This is a genomic window from Staphylococcus lutrae, assembly GCF_002101335.1.
In the GTDB taxonomy this organism is placed as follows: domain Bacteria; phylum Bacillota; class Bacilli; order Staphylococcales; family Staphylococcaceae; genus Staphylococcus; species Staphylococcus lutrae.
Genome location: NZ_CP020773.1, coordinates 2,065,782 through 2,085,234, shown reverse-complemented (window position 1 = coordinate 2,085,234; position 19,453 = coordinate 2,065,782). Strand labels below are relative to the sequence as shown.

Annotated in this window: 20 protein-coding genes; 8 read left to right on the top strand and 12 right to left on the bottom strand. The window is 38.2% G+C overall.

Annotated features, from left to right (window positions below; genetic code table 11):
• Window positions 1-47: 47 nt before the first annotated feature.
• Entirely contained in the window at window positions 48-1,187 is a 1,140-nt protein-coding gene (locus B5P37_RS09695; protein WP_085238026.1) for a nucleotidyltransferase, read from the top strand.
• 326 nt (window positions 1,188-1,513) lie between these two features.
• On the opposite strand, the gene coaD is transcribed toward B5P37_RS09695, so the two are convergent.
• Window positions 1,514-2,005, bottom strand: coding sequence for a pantetheine-phosphate adenylyltransferase (gene coaD / locus B5P37_RS09690; protein WP_085238025.1), 492 nt, complete (start codon window positions 2,003-2,005; stop codon window positions 1,514-1,516).
• On the bottom strand, window positions 1,998-2,549 hold the full coding sequence (rsmD, locus tag B5P37_RS09685; RefSeq protein WP_085238024.1) for a 16S rRNA (guanine(966)-N(2))-methyltransferase RsmD: 552 nt from the start codon (window positions 2,547-2,549) through the stop codon (window positions 1,998-2,000). The genes coaD and rsmD overlap by 8 nt, the downstream gene beginning before the upstream one ends.
• A 63-nt stretch (window positions 2,550-2,612) precedes the next feature.
• Here rsmD and B5P37_RS09680 point away from each other — a divergent pair, with 63 nt between their 5' ends.
• Window positions 2,613-3,002, top strand: a complete 390-nt coding sequence (locus B5P37_RS09680; protein WP_085238023.1) for a DUF7147 family protein — start codon at window positions 2,613-2,615, stop codon at window positions 3,000-3,002.
• 2 nt (window positions 3,003-3,004) lie between these two features.
• Here the strand turns inward: B5P37_RS09680 and B5P37_RS09675 are convergent, their stop codons facing one another.
• On the bottom strand, window positions 3,005-3,250 hold the full coding sequence (locus B5P37_RS09675) for a YlbG family protein (protein WP_085238022.1): 246 nt from the start codon (window positions 3,248-3,250) through the stop codon (window positions 3,005-3,007).
• Between the two features lie 93 nt (window positions 3,251-3,343).
• Between B5P37_RS09675 and B5P37_RS09670 the strand changes: the two genes are divergently transcribed.
• Window positions 3,344-4,282 carry a lysophosphatidylglycerol phospholipase D gene (locus B5P37_RS09670; RefSeq protein WP_085238021.1) on the top strand — a complete coding sequence of 313 codons (939 nt, stop codon included), beginning with the start codon at window positions 3,344-3,346 and terminating at the stop codon, window positions 4,280-4,282.
• Between the two features lie 139 nt (window positions 4,283-4,421).
• Here B5P37_RS09670 and B5P37_RS09665 read toward each other — a convergent pair whose 3' ends face one another.
• Window positions 4,422-4,859 (bottom strand): YlbF/YmcA family competence regulator, encoded by a 438-nt coding sequence (locus B5P37_RS09665; protein WP_085238464.1) that lies wholly within the window; start codon window positions 4,857-4,859, stop codon window positions 4,422-4,424.
• A gap of 4 nt (window positions 4,860-4,863) precedes the next feature.
• A complete protein-coding gene (locus B5P37_RS09660; protein ID WP_085238020.1) occupies window positions 4,864-5,922 on the bottom strand; it encodes a CAP-associated domain-containing protein in 1,059 nt (352 codons plus the stop codon).
• 355 nt (window positions 5,923-6,277) lie between these two features.
• Between B5P37_RS09660 and B5P37_RS09655 the strand changes: the two genes are divergently transcribed.
• Window positions 6,278-6,484: a hypothetical protein gene (locus tag B5P37_RS09655; protein ID WP_085238019.1), complete on the top strand. Its 207-nt coding sequence runs from the start codon at window positions 6,278-6,280 to the stop codon at window positions 6,482-6,484.
• A gap of 262 nt (window positions 6,485-6,746) precedes the next feature.
• Here B5P37_RS09655 and B5P37_RS09650 read toward each other — a convergent pair whose 3' ends face one another.
• Complete coding sequence (locus tag B5P37_RS09650; RefSeq protein WP_085238018.1) at window positions 6,747-7,208, bottom strand: DUF420 domain-containing protein; 462 nt, start codon at window positions 7,206-7,208, stop codon at window positions 6,747-6,749.
• A 27-nt stretch (window positions 7,209-7,235) separates the two neighbouring features.
• Window positions 7,236-8,147, bottom strand: coding sequence for a heme o synthase (cyoE, locus tag B5P37_RS09645; RefSeq protein ID WP_085238017.1), 912 nt, complete (start codon window positions 8,145-8,147; stop codon window positions 7,236-7,238).
• Window positions 8,148-8,355: 208 nt separating this feature from the next.
• On the opposite strand from cyoE, the gene B5P37_RS09640 reads away from it, so the two are divergent.
• Window positions 8,356-9,264, top strand: a complete 909-nt coding sequence (locus B5P37_RS09640) for a COX15/CtaA family protein (RefSeq protein ID WP_085238016.1) — start codon at window positions 8,356-8,358, stop codon at window positions 9,262-9,264.
• A 230-nt stretch (window positions 9,265-9,494) separates the two neighbouring features.
• On the opposite strand, the gene B5P37_RS09635 is transcribed toward B5P37_RS09640, so the two are convergent.
• The 3 genes from B5P37_RS09635 to B5P37_RS09625 all read right to left on the bottom strand — a co-directional run bounded on the left by B5P37_RS09635 (window position 9,495) and on the right by B5P37_RS09625 (window position 14,866).
• Entirely contained in the window at window positions 9,495-12,965 is a 3,471-nt protein-coding gene (locus B5P37_RS09635; RefSeq protein ID WP_085238015.1) for a pyruvate carboxylase, read from the bottom strand.
• A 327-nt stretch (window positions 12,966-13,292) separates the two neighbouring features.
• Complete coding sequence (gene ftsW / locus B5P37_RS09630) at window positions 13,293-14,519, bottom strand: cell division peptidoglycan polymerase FtsW (RefSeq protein ID WP_085238014.1); 1,227 nt, start codon at window positions 14,517-14,519, stop codon at window positions 13,293-13,295.
• A 71-nt stretch (window positions 14,520-14,590) separates the two neighbouring features.
• Complete coding sequence (locus tag B5P37_RS09625) at window positions 14,591-14,866, bottom strand: Fpa/YlaN family protein (RefSeq protein WP_085238013.1); 276 nt, start codon at window positions 14,864-14,866, stop codon at window positions 14,591-14,593.
• Window positions 14,867-15,004: 138 nt separating this feature from the next.
• On the opposite strand from B5P37_RS09625, the gene B5P37_RS09620 reads away from it, so the two are divergent.
• Together B5P37_RS09620 and B5P37_RS09615 are read left to right on the top strand one after the other, a co-directional pair.
• Window positions 15,005-15,487 carry a hypothetical protein gene (locus B5P37_RS09620; protein WP_085238012.1) on the top strand — a complete coding sequence of 161 codons (483 nt, stop codon included), beginning with the start codon at window positions 15,005-15,007 and terminating at the stop codon, window positions 15,485-15,487.
• Window positions 15,488-15,661, top strand: coding sequence for a DUF2197 domain-containing protein (locus tag B5P37_RS09615; protein ID WP_085238011.1), 174 nt, complete (start codon window positions 15,488-15,490; stop codon window positions 15,659-15,661).
• Between the two features lie 237 nt (window positions 15,662-15,898).
• On the opposite strand, the gene B5P37_RS09610 is transcribed toward B5P37_RS09615, so the two are convergent.
• Together B5P37_RS09610 and typA are read right to left on the bottom strand one after the other, a co-directional pair.
• The gene (locus B5P37_RS09610) at window positions 15,899-17,026 is read right to left on the bottom strand and encodes an NADH-dependent flavin oxidoreductase (protein WP_085238010.1); all 1,128 of its coding nucleotides are present in this window, start codon (window positions 17,024-17,026) and stop codon (window positions 15,899-15,901) included.
• A 195-nt stretch (window positions 17,027-17,221) separates the two neighbouring features.
• Complete coding sequence (typA, locus tag B5P37_RS09605; protein WP_085238009.1) at window positions 17,222-19,072, bottom strand: translational GTPase TypA; 1,851 nt, start codon at window positions 19,070-19,072, stop codon at window positions 17,222-17,224.
• A 96-nt stretch (window positions 19,073-19,168) separates the two neighbouring features.
• On the opposite strand from typA, the gene B5P37_RS09600 reads away from it, so the two are divergent.
• Window positions 19,169-19,351 (top strand): DUF5325 family protein, encoded by a 183-nt coding sequence (locus tag B5P37_RS09600; protein WP_085238008.1) that lies wholly within the window; start codon window positions 19,169-19,171, stop codon window positions 19,349-19,351.
• Window positions 19,352-19,453: the final 102 nt, after the last annotated feature.

Sequence of the window (19,453 nt, the reverse complement as noted above, 5' to 3'; positions counted from 1 at the left end):
TTTTCTGATACAATAATCATAATGAGACACGAAAGGACAGAATGCAAATGAAAAGTGTCGCAATGATAACAGAATATAATCCTTTTCATAATGGGCATCTTTATCACGCTCGCCAGAGTAAAAAGCTTGCCCAAGCTGATGTCGCGATTGCCATAATGAGTGGCCAATTTATGATGCGCGGGATGCCCGCCATGTTCAATAAATTTCACCGTGCACAGATGGCACTTCAAGGTGTGGACTTAGTTGTTGAATTACCCTTAGTCGGCACATTGTCATCTAGTGATATTTTTGCTCAAATGGGTGTGAAAGTGGCAGACTACTTACAGGCTGACACGTTAAGTTTCGGAAGTGAAAGTGGTGAAGTCGCAGCTTTAAAAAAGGCAACCCAACGTATCATTGAACTCGAACAATCTACGACATTCCAAGAAGCGATTAAATCCGGAAAAAGTTACGCACGCATTGTATCCGAAACGTTACAAGACGACCTGTTAACGCAACCGAACAACATACTTGCCATTACATATTTAAAACAGCGCCTCTATCAACAAAGCACGATAGAAGCGATAACTGTTCCGCGTCGGCACACACACCACCATGATACGACGATGCGTCATCACACTTTTGCTAGTGGTTCTGCCATTCGTCAAAGTATCGTGCGAGGAGATCATCAGTGGCATGCAATGGTGCCAACAGAAAATATTCCTTTAATGTCTAAACCCTTTTTAGATCAACAACGTCTGTTTGACTTTATAAAGTATGCAACTTTACAGCATCACCCTTCATCTTTAAAGCAAATCTATACAATGAGTGAAGGTTTTGAGAATCGTTTATATCGTGCTGTAACAACCTCGAATGATTATGCAACCTTAATGCACAAATTAAAAACAAAGCGCTACACGTACACGCATATTCAACGTATTTTAATGAACGTCTTGTTGCATTTTCAATATACAGATGCCGATACAGACGTGCATGCCGTTCGAATATTAGCAATGAATGATACTGGACAACGCTATTTAAAACATCTTAAAACAGTAGCACCAGAACGGCAATTGATAACCAATTTGACTCGTGAAAACGCCATTTGGTTCAATCACGAAATAAAGGCGACACACATTTATAATTGTCTAACCGGAGACCAGAAAACGGACTTTAATACGCCGGTACAGACGCTTCAAACCCAATAAGTCTTCAAAATACACGCCATTGAATCATTTCCCCTTCAATCAATCGCCTCATTTTGACAAAATAAAAACGGACTGTATTGTGAAAGACAATCAGAGTGTGAGATATACACTGAATTCCTTTCACAATACAGCACGCATGTCTACATACACAATCAAAGTGCACAATTAAAATGATGAAACCTCTCTCTGTCGCCATCGCTTTTCGTTCACTATCATGTGGAACAATGACGAGTCAACATTTGTTAACCACCTCAAACGTATACTACAAATTCCGAAACTTCCATTTTATACGCTGATGCATGCTTGAAAATAGAATGAAGGACATGTTACGATTTCCGTTTGAATTTTTTTAACAATGCTTCTTCAACATGCTTAGGTACAAACTCTGAAATATCTGCGTCATATTGTGCGACTTCTTTGACTACACTTGAACTAATAAATGAATAATCCATCGAACTCATCATATATAATGTCTCTACTTTGTCATTTAATTTCTTATTCATTGATGTAATTCTCAATTCATATTCAAAGTCACTTACTGCTCTCAATCCACGAATAATGGTCGTTGCGCCGATTTCATCACAAAAATTAACAAGCAGACCACTAAAGGAATGGACATAAACATTTGATAAATGCTTTACAGAACGTTCAATCATATCCAGACGTTCATCAACTGTAAACGTCCCATTTTTACTACTGTTGCGCAGGACGCACACATGCAATTCATCAAAACGATCCGCACTTCTTTCAATAATGTCCAAATGTCCTTTTGTAATCGGGTCAAAACTTCCGGGTATCACAGCTTTTGTATTAACCATGGCTTTCTCCTTTTTTCAAAACACAAGTATCTGTTAAACCATAATGATATCGCTTAACCTCTTCAAAAAGTGAAGTGTCAATCGATTCACGATGACTAAACTCACACACGATCATACCATTTTGTTGTAATAAATCAAACTGATGGATCGCTTTAAGTGCCTCATCGATGAGCCCTTTGTCATAGGGGGGATCTAAAAAGATAACATCAAATTGGATTTCTCGTTTACTCAAAGCTTTTAACGCACGTGCCGCACTGTTTTTATACACTTCCGCTTGTTCCATCAATCCTAATTTTTTTAAATTTTGTTGAATCACTTTCACTGCACGAATATTTTGATCGACAAAAATGACCTTATCCATACCACGCGAAATCGCTTCGATACCTAAGCTCCCGCTACCCGCAAATAAATCTAAACCGAGTCCTTCAACAGTATGTAAACTATTAAAGATACCTTCCTTGACTTTATCCATTGTAGGACGCGTGTGACGTCCCTCCAATGTTTCTAATGGCTTACTTTTGTGTTTTCCCGCAATGACACGCATGCTTATTACACTTCCAATCCGAATTCTTTTTTAATATAATTTGTCTAAAGAGGAGGAACCCAAATGCAACAATCTTTCATCGTTTTAGGACATGGATTAACAGATCTTTACGAATTTAAAACGCTCATCGAATACAACCATGCGCGTATTGATCGGATCGTCTTTTTCCACACACCAAAGTCTGAACAGCAATTGACATCGGTGGCCATGATTATGCAGCCCACAGCCGGTCGTCATTTTCAAGCGATTTATATCATGTTAGATGCGCTACGCTATCCATATCCAGAACACAATCGGAAGTATACGCTGATTCAATCTTTTGCGACACCTTACAATATCGAAATGGTTGGCATTGATGTCCATGCGCCAGACGATTATCCAGAACTTGAACTTTACTTTAATTACTTAAAAGGGGTACTGAGACTACAACATTGGATTCCTGCACTCGAATGAGCTTATTCATGAGCTTCTTCAGAATACACTTGCTTTAAATGTTTATATGGCGATCCTAGGATTTGTGTCACATACTTTAGTTTCATTAAGCGTGTGACCACTTCATCCACATCAGCTTGATCAACATACATCGTTACAAACTTTTGTTTGGGATTCGTATAAACAATATGACCATATTTTCGAATATGACGTTCATGCTTCATATGTTTAAGATAAATGATAAGACTTTCACGTTGTATGATATCCATTTTTTCACCTCGAATTTTACAAGCTTATCGTACCATGTCTCGCTATCATTCGAAAAGTATCAGTATAACGTTAAAAATGAAGGAGGGAAAATTATGACTCCAAAATCTACTTGGTTTAAACGCGCTGTGATAGGCGCGTCCGCGCTATTTGCTGGGACAATTTTATTCAAACAGCGCCAACGCCCAAATCAAAGTCGCGTTGTGCCACCTTTTTTTGATGCACCTGCACCCTATATATTGAGCCATAGAGGTGGCATGCAAGAACGCCCAGAATCAACTGTCCTTGCATTCAATCATTCTGTTGAAATGGGATTGACCGGGTTTGAGACCGATATTCGCATTTCTAAAGATGGGCATGTCATTGTCTTTCATGATGCCGATGTAAATCGTACGACCAATGGTTCTGGACGAGTCAGTCAGTACACACTCAGCGCTTTAAAATCTCTTGATGCGGGTTATCATTTTAAGGATATTAACGGGACATATCCTTATCGAAATCATCCTGACGCCAAAGTAATTACAATGAATGAACTGTTGTCCCGTTATCCAAATCAATATGTCAATATCGATATTAAAGATCACCCAGATAGTCATGAAGGTAAAATTGCGGCACAAAAATTATACGATGTGATTGTCCAAAATCAAGCCCAATCACGCGTGTTAGTAACCAGTTTTTATCGCAAACAAATCAAACGCTTCAAGTCTATCAGTCGAGGGACTGTCGCGATAGGCGCCAGTCAGTATGATGTGACTGAAGGCATTCTATTGTGCTATTCCGGGCTTCAACGGACGTATCGTGGGCAGGCACAAACGTTCCAAATGCCCACACATTTTCACGGTCTTCCACTTGTACAATCCAAACTGATTCGTTGGCTGAATGCTTCGAAAGTCATTCCTGGATATTATGGCATCAACAACGTCGACTTGATGCATCACCTTGTCCGTTTAGGTGTCCATACGATTGTGACAGATCGTCCTACGATAGGGCGTCAATTTTTAAGTGCTTATCACATTGAAAATGATAGGTTGTGATATTAATCATTGATTCTGTGATGGATTCATATGAAGCCCCTCACCTTGCCGTCGTCTTATCATATCAAAAAAGCGTCGACATGAGGGGGCCTCATCATAACCCCCACACGCCAACACTTCAACACACGTTATTGTCAGTTTAGTGACATTGACACGTTGCACCCACCGCACAACCGCCACCAGTCGTCAATGCTTCGAATAAAGGGGCCCCTGCATCAATTTTAATATGCTCCGAAACCCCATTTGCGATAATCGTCACAACTTCATCAAGCAATTGTTGTAACGCGGTCTCACTCTTTTTAAACGCTTGGACTGTATGGTGCATTTCATAGGCACGTTTACATTGTCGGGTGGTTAACATCACTTTCTGATAATCTGGATGATAACGCCCAAAGCGTTGCACTTCATCAAATCGAATTTTACTTTTTAAAAATTGACCATATAATCGTTGTGCCTCTTCATCTTCAACGAGGCTTTGTTTCGCTTTTTGATAATGGTCGAACAACGCTGACTGTCGAATGCAAACAGCTAAAGCTTCTGTTTGGTCAAGCACACACATAAACTGCTCATCATACACCATTTTAACTGTCCCCTTTCTCTAAGAAAATCAACATATAATATTGCTGTTCGACATCTCCACCAAATTCAACATATTTTGTATTCAGCATCCGAGAACGATGGACATCAGAATTAATCCAACTATTCACAAGGGTAGGCACATCGTTAAAGTTATATCCAACGTTTTGAGACACGGATTGGTAGCTCAGTTTCGTTTGTTTCATGAGCGCGAGCAAGTTTTCTTCAGTGAATTCTGCAGTGCCTTGTTCCCCAGCATTAAATAAATCTACAGTGGCCACATTTTCAAGGATATGATTAATTTTTAGCGTACGCCGACCATTCAATTGACGCATTTCGTTCGTCAGTTCATACAATGTGAGTCGTTCATTGACATTTTGGTCAGGCGGTCTCTCCTCAGTAAGGTGATCAGGCTGCACGCTTACCCCTTCACTATTTTGTGGATAAGGATTCATATCAGCGAGTGCTTCTTTATCTAAATATCGTACGCCGACAACTTTATTCTTTTGTTGATCAATGAACACTTGCGCATACGTTTGACCAAATTGAATTAATGCCTGTGTTTTCACATCGCGATCTGATAATTCAAAATGATATGTTTTACCTTTCACCTCAAATTGTGGCTCTGTGTTAATTGAAAAAGTATTAAATAAATCACTCGCCCGATCATTGATCTTAATAGGACCTGTTAATTTACTGGTCTCTTTTCCAGTAATATAAACCGATTTCACTTGTTGATTTTTAGTAGAAAAAATCAGATAGTGATTTTGATTTTTAAATATATATTGACGGTATCCTTTTTGATAATTGTATATACGATCTGGTGTTCCAAATTCTGAAGTCACTTGACCTAATGATTGACCAATATACATCCCTAATCCGCTTGTCAATTTAGGATTTTCCTCGCTATTTTGAGGGACTTTTTCTGCTTTTTCTGGCTGTGAATGCTTTGTATGATTTGGATTTTCTAATACATCAAATTCAAGTTGAGGCGAATAAAATAAGTAAATCAAAAGACCAATCAATAATATCAATGCAAATACTTTAAACAACTTTCTCCGCACAGCAATCCCCCTCCAATTTATAAATGATTCTATTAAGTATGAAACACCTAGATTCGTACACATGTTTTATATCTCAAGTCTTTGACATCAATGAAAAATGATCGCCGATACCGATTTATTTTTACTTGATTCGTTCAATTCCGTTTTATCGTATCATTGTTATATTTAAGTTTCTAGTTTTTTATCAATTCTTAGATATTGATATATGCATATAGATAATGAAGCACGATATAATATATTCCTCTATATGCATTCAACTCATTTTTTAATTTTTCAATGTAATGAGCATTTACATTTTACATCTTATATTCTTTATGGTATACTTTTTATATCAAATGAAGGAGGTATTCGAACAATGAAAAATTTATTCAGAGTTTCAGCACTTTCCATTTCACTTGGTTTAGTTGGATTAGTTGGTTTAGTCGGTCATGAAGTAAACGCTGCTGAAGACACAGCAGCAACTCAAAATGTTAAAAGCAAAGAATTTGATGAGCATCAATATGACCGAAACAAGCTTTTCCATAGTCAGTATGATGTATTAAGACAATACCAAAAGCATTAAGTTGTAACTTTTCAAACAACACGATATTCTAATTTAATTAATAATTATACTGTATTTCAATATCTTTCTATGAATAGATGCTGAAATACAAAGCTAGGTGCATTCCTTCTAAATGTACCTAGCTTTTTTGTTGATTATATTTGATGTATGCTTATTTCAAAATTGAGATGCGTTCCCTTTTACTATATGATTCTCAAAGAAAAAGAGTGACAAAACATGTTGCTCATGCTTTATCGCTCTTTTTTAACATAATCCATCTCCATCAAAGGCCAAATGTCGCTTTTATGAGTGACGTTGTTTCGCCTCCTGGATAAAGGACGTACAGCAAAATGTATACTGCAACGCCCGTTATGGCAGTAAAGAACCACACCACTGAAGCAACTGGACCTACCTTACGATGTACACTATAGCGATCTTTTAACCCGGTGAATATTTGAATTAGCCCTAGCACTGCCCCCACAGTTGCTAAAGTGATATGGAAAACTAAGAAAATCGTGTAATAAATTTTCACTGAATCCGGTCCACCAAAGGCTGTATTACCAATAAAAATGGTGCGACTCGCATAGATAAGAAAAAATGTTACTGCAAAAATAGCGGCCCACAGCATTGTCTTTTTATGTTTTTCAATTTGACGTTTCCAAATGAGACGCCAGCCGATAGCAACTAATATCGCACTGATGACAATACAAGTCGTACTTATTGTAGGTAAAATCGGTACATTCATTTTATTCATTCCTCACTCATAGATCTTTTAAATCATTTTTATTAAAGATACCACGACAACGAGTGCAAAAAAGAGAACAAGATAATTCAAAGAGTAGATAAACATTTTTGTTGCCCATTTTGTTTCATTCGCTGACGATTTAAAACTTGTTAACCCAAGCACAATCCATCCGATATTGAGTAAAGATGCAAGGACTAAAAAGACGACACCTAATTCTTGCATAAAGAATGGAATGGGTAATAAGAGCATCATCCATAAGAACATACTTAAACGTGTTCTGTTAAAACTTTTTACAGCTGGTAGCATTGGGATATTTGCAATCGCATATTCATCTTTTCGTTTAATAGCTAATGCATAAAAGTGTATCGGTTGCCAACAAAATACGACGAAAAACAATGCCCAAGCCATCACACTCAGATGTCCTTCAATTGCAACCCAACCGATTAGCGGTGGTACTGCACCCGGGACACTTCCGATGACCGTATTCCAAGTTGTATGACGTTTTGACCATATCGAATAAAAAGAAACATAGCCAACAATGCCCACTAATCCAATGACACCCGTTGGAATGTTTAACATGAATAATAAAATCTCACCGACAATCATCATACCGAAACTGAGCATTAACAAATGATGATCTGTAATTCGCTCGTTCACAGTAGGTCGATTTTGCTTACTCTCCATGAGACGATCGATATCTTGATCATAGAAATTGTTTAATGCGCATGCACCACCCATGACTAAAGTCGAACCAAGCATCATCATGATAATTTGTGGTACCGAAGCTAAAAACGCGTGATGTGCAATGACAATGGCAAGCCACGCCCCTGCAAATGATGGTATTAAGTTGCCTTGAACAAGACCTAACTTGATGATTTGTTTCAATTCTTTATAAGTCATACGACTGGAAGTTTGTGCAACAACTTCTGTTTTGGACATCAGTTCCCCCCTTTTTTATAACATATACATTAATGATATATGAAAGTGGGTTCAATAACCAGTTCAAATAAGAAAAATTTGTGACACTTTAACGACATTCAAAAAACGTCATGATTAAGTCACATTTTTGGAAGCTGTTTTTGCTATAATAAACATATTAAGTATGAATATACGTTTTTCAATATGTTACATAATGAGGTGTTTGAGATTGTTTAAGAAGCGAAACCTAAAGTGGCTAGCTGTCGTATCGACGTTGATTATGACTTGGGTTCAGCTTGGTGGCGCACTCGTAACTAAAACTGGTTCAGAAGATGGTTGCGGTACAGATTGGCCATTGTGTCATGGTGCGTTTTTACCACAGAACTTACCTATGGATACAATTATCGAATTAAGTCATAGAGCTGTGTCAGGATTATCTGTCATTTTTGTAACCTGGCTTGTGATTACAGCTTGGAAAAACATTGGTCATATTAAAGAAGTCAAGCCATTGTGTATCATTAGCATTGGTTTCCTACTCGTCCAAGCTTTAGTCGGTGCTGCCGCTGTCATGTGGCAACAAAATGATTATGTATTAGCACTTCATTTTGGGATATCTTTAATTAGTTTCTCGTCTGTCTTCGTTTTAACTTTAATTATTTTTGAAATGGATCAAAAATACGAAGCCAACCAAGTACACATACACAAGCCACTGCAAGTTTACACTTGGACGATGACGATTGTAGTCTACCTAACAATATATACTGGGGCTCTTGTTAGACATACAGAATCAAGTCTCGCGTATGGGGCATGGCCATTACCTTTTAATGACATGATTCCACATGATGTTCATGATTGGGTTCAATTCGCGCATCGTATTATGGCTTTCCTTGCTTTTCTTATCGTGATGATCACATACATTCATGCGATTAAAAATTATCCTAATAAGCGAACAATTCACTATGGATACACAGCAAGCTTTATTTTGATTATTTTACAAGTGTTGACCGGTGCACTATCTATTGTTACCGATGTTAATTTAATTATCGCTTTATTCCATGCCTTATTTATCACACTACTATTCGGTATGATTAGTTACTTCATACTCCTGATTTTACGCTCAAAACGCGGCGAACAATAGAATTGATGTAGTGAAAAGTAAAAGACATCACCAGCAAAAAGTTGGTTGATGTCTTTTACTTTAATGTGTGACCACTCTTTTTAAGTCATTAAAAATAGAGACAAGACACGACCTGTGTCTCATCCCTATTCCTAATCGTTCATCTCGCACCATAGACGTGCACTCATCATTTATAAAACACTCATTATCCCACACGACATCAATAGCTACGTTTATACTCTCCCTGCACATCAAACGAATCTAGCCATTGTTTTTTCCACCGCTTCAATTTCAACGAGTAAATCTTGGGTTTCCACACTTTCATTTGCGACGACATGCACCTTTTTAACCGTTCCTTTAAATGGCGCTTGGACAGTTGTTTCCATCTTCATTGCCTCGCTAATAATGAGTGATTGTCCTGCTTCTACGACATCCCCTTCTTTGACATTTACCTCAATAATCGTACCCGGCATTTGAGCCCCAATGTGTGTTGCATTTTGTTTGTCTGCTTTCACCCTCGCCACGTGTGACGTTTGGATATTCTCATCTTTCACTTGAATACGACGAGCTTGGCCATTCATATCAAAAAATACTGTTCGTACGCCATTTTCATCTGGCTCTGTGATTGTTTTTAATTCAACGATTAAAATTTTACCCTTATCAATTTCAATTTGAATCTTTTCGTTATTTCGCATACCAAAGAAGAAAGTCGGTGTATCCAATGTCGCCACATTTCCAAATTGTTCATGCGTCTGAATATATTGTTCATATACTTTTGGATATAACGCATAACTGATTAAATCTTGTTCAGTCACCGGCTGTTGCTGCTTCTCTTGCAACGTTTTACGCAACGCTTCAAAGTCAATCGGTTTTAAATATTCACCCGGACGTTCAGTTAAAGGTTTTTGACCTTTTAATATCACACGTTGTAAAGATTGGTTAAATCCGTTAACCGGTTGACCGATATCTCCTCTGAAGAATGAGATAACCGATTCTGGAAAATCTAATTTATGACCTTGTTCGATGATAGCTTCTTCATCCAACTCATTTTGAACCATATAAAGTGCCATGTCCCCAACGACTTTAGATGATGGTGTCACTTTAACAATATCACCAAATAAGAAGTTGACACGACGATACATTTCTTTTACTTCACTAAAACGTTCTCCAAGCCCTAAGCTTTTTGCTTGTTGACGTAAATTTGAATATTGTCCACCTGGCATCTCATGTTGATACACTTCTGTATGCGGCGACTTCATATCACTTTCAAAGTCACTATAATAAGGTCGTACCGCATCCCAATAATGAGAAAGTGATTCGTGTCCTTCGATATCCATTCGAATTCGACGCTCAAAACCACTCATCGCATAGTAAAGTGAATTGCTACTCGGTTGACTCGTCAAACCAGACATTGCGGCTACAGCTGTATCAATGATATCCACGCCTGCTTCAATCGCTTCTTTGTATACAAGAATACCGTTACCGCTTGTATCGTGCGTATGGAGATGAATCGGCAAATCAATCGCCGCTTTCAATTCTCCGATGAGCTCATAAGCCGCTCTAGGTTTGAGTAAACCGGCCATATCTTTAATTGCTAGCATGTGGAAGCCTTCACGTTCTAAATCTTTTGCTAACTTAACATAGTATTCTAATGTATAAATATTTGAACGCTCTGGATTTAAAATATCACCTGTATAACAAATCGTACCTTCTGAAATTTTACCTGCTTTTTGTACCGCTTCATTGGCAACTTTCATTTGTTCTAACCAATTCAATGAATCAAAAATTCTAAATACATCGATACCCGCTGCTGCACTCTCAGCTATAAATTTTTGAATGACATTGTCTGGATAATTGCGATAACCGACGGCGTTTGATGCACGTAATAACATCTGAAACAACACATTAGGAATCGCAGCTCTTAATTTTTCCAAACGTTGCCAAGGACTTTCTTTTAAAAAGTTATAGGCGACATCGAACGTCGCTCCGCCCCACATTTCAAGCGAGAAATTATCTTTCATCACGCGCGCAGTCTCAGGCGCAATTTTCATCAAATCATGCGTCCTTACCCGCGTTGCCAATAAGGATTGATGTGCATCTCGAAATGTCGTATCCGTTAATAACACGTCATCCTGTTGTTTGACCCATGCCGCTACCGCTTGCGGCCCTTCTTGATCGAGCAACTGTTTCGTGCCGACGAATGATGCAATGGTCTGTGCATCCGGTTTAGGAACACATGGCGTTTCAAAATGTGGCTTCGGTCTTTTTTCGACACTTGGGAATCCATTAATCGTTACATTACCGATATACTCAAGCGTTTTCGTCCCTCTATCGCGAGAAGTTCTAATTTCAAATAATTCCGGAGATTGTTCTAAAAATTTTGTCGTGTAATCTCCTGAAGCAAATTTTTCATGTAGAATCACATTACGTAAAAATGGAACATTTGTTTTCACACCACGAATCCGCATTTCTCGTAATGAACGGACCATTTTTTCACGTGCTTCTTTATAACTAATCGCATGTGTGGACACCTTAACGAGTAATGAATCATAGTATGGTGAAATTTCAGCACCTTGGAAAGCATCCCCTGCATCAAGACGTACACCAAAACCACCACTAGAACGGTACGCGACAATTCGTCCCGTATCTGGCATAAAGTCTTGCGTCGGATCCTCAGTTGTAATACGACACTGAATCGCATACCCCAATGTGCGAATCTCACTTTGCTGAGGCATTGCAATCGCTTCATCGTGTAACGCTTCACCATCCGCGATAAGAAGTTGTGTTTTTACAATATCTACCCCTGTGATCATTTCAGTTATCGTATGTTCAACCTGGATACGTGGATTGACTTCGATAAAATAAAAGTCATCCCCAGACACTAAAAACTCAACCGTCCCTGCATTGACATATTGAATTTGTTTCATTAAATCTACAGCTGCATCACAAATACGCTCGCGCAGTTGATCAGACAAACTTACTGATGGCGCTACTTCAACCACTTTTTGATGCCGTCGTTGTACCGAACAGTCTCTCTCATACAAATGAATGATATTGCCTACTTCATCACCAATCACTTGAACTTCGATATGTTTCGGCTCATCAATAAACTTTTCAATGTAGACCTCGCTATTACCGAATGATTTTTCTGCTTCTGATTTTGCACGAGTAAACGCTTCTTGGAGTTCTGAAGCTTCACGCACGATGCGCATTCCTTTACCTCCACCCCCACTCGTTGCTTTAATCATCAGTGGGTAGCCCGCTTCTTCCGCAAATTTTTCTGCATCTGCAAAATCATGAACAGGGCCATCAGTTCCGGGAATGACTGGTAAATTCGCACGAATAGCCGTAGCACGTGCTTTAACTTTGTCACCAAACATATCTAAATGTTCGAGATGTGGTCCAACAAAAATAATGTTTTCTTCAGCACAACGCTTTGCAAATTGCATATTTTCACTTAAGAAACCATAACCTGGGTGAATGGCATCCGCCCCTGCTTCTTTAGCGACTTTAATAATTTGTTCGATATTCAAATAACTTTCAGCAGGCCCTAAATTTTCACCCACTAAATACGATTCATCCGCTTTATAACGGTGCAAAGATCCCATATCTTCTTTTGAATAAATCGCTACTGTCTGAATGTTTAACTCGGTCGCTGCTCTGAAAATACGTATTGCAATTTCTCCACGGTTAGCGACTAACAATTTATGTATACGTTTCATTATGTGAACCCCCTGAATAGTAAGAAAATTCTAAAAATACATAGTCTATTATAGCAATAAATCGCACATATTTAAAAGATTCTGATTCTAAGAAACTTTTAAATTCTCAATCAAATTCATCTAAAGTCATTACTTAAACTTATCACTATTAATAAATTTAAGTAATATGTTAGTATTTTATCTTTATTTTTTAGCGATGTCAAAATTTTATCGTGTATAGAATAAACATATGCCTTGGCCCTACTTGTATACGCAAAATAAAATAAAATAAAGAAGTGGAGCAATCATTACAATTACCCCACTATGTAAACGACCTCGTAACTGTCGTTACTTCATTCTTTTCTGTTGTTTTTGCATATAGCGCTTTTTCGCTGCCTCATATTTAATTTGTTTGGCAATAATCAGCAATAATCCCATTGCAATACTCAAACTCAGCATAGAAGACCCACCAAAACTAATAAATGGCAATGGTACACCGGTTAAAGGAATCAAGCCGGAAATCCCCCCTAAGTTGACAAAGGATTGTAATGCGATATAACTTGCGATCCCAACGCAAACCAGTTTATAAAAATACGATGTTGTTCGAGAAGCAAGTTCAAAAGCACGGTAAACAATAAAGAATATGAGACACAAAACGGCCATTGCACCGATAAAGCCCAGTTCTTCACTAATGATTGCAAAAATAAAGTCCGTATGTGGCTCAGGAAGATAGCCCAGTTTCATAATGCTATTTCCGAGTCCCCGACCAAATAATCCCCCATTCCCTATAGCTAAGAGTGAATTGGACAAATGGTATCCAATGCCTGACTCATAATTAAAAGGGTTTTCCAACGCGCTAAATCTCGCCGTTAAATATGATGGGAGAATATTAATTCGGAAAATAACAATGATGATGATCACACCGACAAGCGCAATCATAGCATAGGACCCGATTTTAATGAGGTTTTTCACCCCAATACCCGAATAGACAATGATACTAAAGAATATGGCACCCGTTAAAAGCGTTTGACCGACGTCCTTTTGTAACAAAACGAGGCTCAGACAGAAGCCGACAAACGCAATTGGCCATAAAATCACAGTCGGCTGTCGCTGGATTTCGTAGCGCTTTCTTTCAATAATGTATGGGACGTATAAAATAATGGCAATTTTCAACAGTTCTGATGCTTGTAAATTCATGAAGCCCAAGTTTAACCAACTTTTCGAACCATTGATTTCACTACCAAACAATAGCGTCGCAAAAAGAAGTATCAATATGATTCCCATCATACCGAGCTGAACATTACGTTGTTTTAAAATTCTCACATCCATAATGTACGCTAAAAAAAACACAATGCCGAATCCCATCAATACGTATATTAACTGTCGTGAATAAAAATAAGTGCCTGCAACCGGTGTACCACCAGTCAACGTACCACGTGTTGCGGCCACCATACTTGCACTATATACCATTGTTAAGCCAATAAAGCAAAGTGCAAGATATGTGATTAATAATGGAAAATCGATATATTTAGATGACCTCAAAATATATCGAAATAGTCTTTTCATATTATTCATATGTTTCAATCATCCAATTCTCGCACTTAGACGGCGAAAAAACGCGCTACTATACATTAAGATAGTAACTGTTATACGCGAGTAAATGCTTCGTGTAATTTTGATAACTCTTTTTCTAAACGCAACATTAACTTTTTGCCATCTTCTTCACTTACAAGTCCAAGATTAACTGCAAAGTCAACCTCTTTTTGTAAACCGTACATTTGTGTATCTAAAACTTCCTCATACAAAGGACATTGTGGTAATGTTAAATTATCTATTTGAACTTTGATCAGTTGTAGTATTCGTTCTGCATCTTTATTCAATTGGTCATATGCAGTATTGCGCAGTTGTTGTTGCTTGCTCATGACATAATCCCCCTATTTCATTTTCTTCTTCTTTAAAAAAGTTTATCTTATCCCTATATAAAAAGCAAGTATATTTGACATGCCACCAAGGTGAAGTATGTTAAAATGTAGAGAGTGAAACTGAGGGAGTGCATATGAATGATTCAAATCAAAGGTAACGTTAAATTTCCAATTACACTTGATAGTACCACTTGGATTTTTGATGATAGAAAACTTTCAGTAGAAGATTTAGAAAAAGGCGTTTTTGATAGTCAAAAGCCTATCCAATTTGAAAATAACAAAGAATGGAACCGTGCGATACTAGAAGGCCAAACGAATCCACCGACCTTGAACAGTGAAATCAACTATAAAAAACGTGCCGTATTAAACGGATCATTTGTGATTAATATGACACCGTTCTTTAGAAATGCTGAGCCTAATGACGCTGTTACAACGATTCGGTTGTCGAATTCTGCAGATCATATCGATATTCCATTTGAATGTTTACCTTATCTATTCTTTCAATTTGCAAAAGAGGGTAAAAAACTTTATGAAGATGAAGGTGTTGATAGCTTTGTGTATACATTAGAAAATGGATACGAATATCAGTTTAAACACGTCACACATATCGAGGTGTTTTAGATGCGCAAAGTAACTTGTGTCATATGCGATACGGAAGTTTTGTTAGATGAAAACACACGCTTATCCAAACGATTGAAGCATAATCCAATTAAAACATTTATGTGCGATGAATGTAAAAGTCGACTTGACACACCAAAGCAACGTTCCTCTTCTTATCGTTACGACAAGTCTTGAGGAAGATAAGACCGTCACGTTGCTAGAATGAATGCTTTTCTAAAATATTCCCCTATAAGTCGGACGTAACGTGCCGATTTTATAGGGGGTTCTTTTAAGTGCATGGGTAGGACTGATCATATGATGAGGTGACAGTACAACAGCTCGTCACCTTTAATTAAGTCATCGTCAAAATGAATCATAGCATGAAAGTCGCTTCTGTTCAGCCATTTCCTACACCTCTATCTCAATGCGTTTCTAAGATTTAGGCTTCTGTGGATACGGATATCTCCCCTCAGCAAATGCTTTCCATAATGGATATGGCAAATGATGATGATCCGGTCTATCCGGGTCAAAGTAGGATATAATTTCTTGTTCTTTTCCGAGTTTGATTTTTCGAATGAAATCTTGATCAAATAGTAAGCCTCGTCCTAATGCAATTAAAGGTACACCCGCTTCAATTCCAGAACGTGCGTCTTCCGCATTAAATACAGCACCTACTGCAATAAGTGGCATACGCCCTTGCATCCATTTGAGAATTAAATCAATTCGTTTTTGCCCTTCATATTGACCGCTTCGTATTTTCGAATGAAGCGCCATCAGAGAGACATGGAGATAATCAATAGGTTTTTCGATAAGCGCTTTGACAATTCGTTCAGTAATATCCATTGTAAGTCCGCCTTCTTCCGCTTCTTCTGGAGAAAAACGATAACCTACAATAAAATCTTTTGGACCTTCTGAACGTGCAACACTCAACACTTCATCTGTAATGGCATGAGGGATAGCGAGACAATCTTTCCACTGATCCGTTCTACGGTTGTAATGAGGTGAGGTGAACTGATGAATCGCGTAATGATTTGCACCGTGAATTTCAACACCATCAAAACCTGCTTTAATTGCGAGAGATGTTGCTTTACCAAAATCTTTAATCATCGTCGCGACTTCTTCATCTGTCATTGCGCGAGCGTCATGCGTGGTATCTTTCCCAAATCCCACTGTTGAAATTGCACTCGGCGCTTTCACGTCACCATTAGGTACAAGTTCAGGTAAACTTTTTGCCCCACCATGATGAATTTGGACAACGGCTTTTGCGCCCCCTTCTTTCATTTTTTGAGCCAGTGTCCGGAGTCCATCAATATCACTTTCTTTAGAAATGGATGGCTCTCCAGGAAATGCCTTCCCTTCTTTATTCACATAACTTGCCGCTGTAATGGCTATGCCCACATCTTTTGAACGTGAAGTTACAAATTCTAATTCAACATCAGAAACAGTGCCATCTTCATTTGATAACGTATGTGTAAGGGGTGCCAGTACAAAACGATTTCTTACTGTTGCCCCATTTGGAAGTTCTAAAGGTTCAAATAAAGTTGCATATTTTCGATTCATTATGTTATCCTCCTCTTTTATCTCTAGTTTAGTATGATTTGTATGACAAAACGAAAAATACGCTCACATCCATGCATCAATATGATTTATTTCAAACGGATCATCTTCAATCGAAGCCCATTCATGACAATCTCTCGTTTATAAAGAAAAGAAGTAATGTCGTCTCCCTATAAAACGACATTACTTCGGTATTAATTAGTTCTCTTCCGCTTCCATCATTTGTTTGATACGTTTGGCCTCTTTTTCACGTTGCCCTTTGTTTAATATTCTTTTTCTTAAACGTACATTTTCTGGTGTCACTTCAACCAATTCATCATCATTGATAAACTCTAATGCTTCCTCTAATGACAATTTACGTGGTTTCTTCATTGTTTCTGTTTGATCTTTCGTCGCGGAACGCACATTCGTTTGATGTTTTACTTTTGTGATATTTACAGTTAAATCATTTTCACGATTGTTTTGACCTACAATCATGCCTTCATATACTTCCGTACCCGGTTCCATAAAGTTAACGCCACGATCTTCAAGACCAAGAATCGCATATTCACTTGCAGTGCCTTGATCCATCGACACAAGTACACCGTTACGGCGACCGCCAATACGTCCTTTAATACGCGGTCTAAATTCATCGAAAGTATGATTAATAATACCATAGCCACGCGTCATTGACATAAATTCTGTCGTATAACCGATTAAACCACGTGCAGGGACATTAAAAATAAGTCGTGTTAAGCCGTTATCCGTAGTCACCATGTCTACCATTTCACCTTTACGTTGCCCTAAAGATTCAATAATCGCACCCGTGTATTCTTCAGGCACTTCCGCTTGCACACGTTCAAATGGCTCGTGTAATACACCATCAATATCTTTTAAGATTACTTGTGGTTTGGAGACTTGTAATTCAAATCCTTCTCGACGCATATTTTCAATTAATATAGAGAGATGGAGTTCTCCTCGTCCTGCTACAGTCCATGCATCTGGTGAATCTGTTGGTGTGACTTTTAATGAAACATCCGTTTCCAACTGATTATCAAGGCGCTCTTGGATTTGACGCGCTGTCACAAACTGTCCTTCTCGACCCGCAAATGGGGAATTGTTCACTCTAAATGTCATTTCAAGCGTCGGTTCATCAATGCGTAATACAGGTAATGCTTCTTGATGATCCTGTGGTGTAATCGTTTCTCCAACGTTGATGTCTTCCATACCTGAAACTGCGATTAAGTCACCTGCATACGCTTCTTGAATTTCTTCACGCTTAAGGCCGAAATAACCAAAAATTTTCGTTACACGGAAGTTTTTAACAGAGCCATCTAATTTTAATAATGATACGTTTTCACCCACACGCATTGTCCCACGAAAAACGCGTCCGATTCCAATACGGCCTACATAATCGTTATAATCCAATAATGCAGGTTGGAATTGCAACGGTTCATCCCTGTTATCAACTGGCGCAGGAATATATTCTAAAATCGTTTCATATAAACTTTGCATATTTTCATCTTGTTGGTCAGCGTTCAAACTTGCTGTTCCATTAATCGCTGAAGCGTATACAACAGGGAAATCAAGTTGTTCCTCATTCGCATCCAGTTCAATGAATAAATCTAGAACCTCATCCACAACGCCTTCAGGACGGGCAGACGGTTTATCGATTTTATTCACAACAACCACCGGCTTCAAATTTTGTTCCAATGCTTTTTTCAACACGAAACGCGTTTGTGGCATCGTTCCTTCATATGCATCAACGACTAACACAACGCCATCAACCATTTTCATTATGCGTTCAACTTCACCACCAAAGTCAGCATGTCCTGGTGTATCTAAAATGTTGATTCTCGTATCTTTATAATCGACTGCGGTATTTTTCGCTAAAATTGTAATCCCGCGTTCCCTCTCGATGTCGTTAGAGTCCATCGCGCGTTCTGCTACATGCTCATTTTCACGGAAAATCCCAGATTGTTTTAATAGTTCATCGACCAAAGTCGTTTTACCATGGTCTACGTGAGCGATAATCGCAATGTTACGAACATCTTCTCTAAATTTTGTCATACTGTAATTCCTTTCTCGGGTAAATTATCACTTTCTTTTACAACTCGTTTATTATATCATAGAAACGAAATGAAGAAACAGTGAGGTGGACGAATAATGAAAAAATCTCAATCCGTCTTTTTAATTCTAGCCGTATTGGCTGTTTTCTTTTTAACTTTATTTAGCTTTGCCCTTGCTGCGACAAATATTTTTTGGATTATTGTGACGTTCATATTAATGGCAGCGACATTCGGCACAGGTTTTACTTTAAAAAGAAAATATCGTGAAGACGACGAGTAATCGTATTTTAAGCGGGACAAAACGCTCTTTTATAATGAAAAGATTGTCCCATCCCGCCCCTTTTAAAGTCAGTGATACTTGAAAAATTCAATTCAAACATCT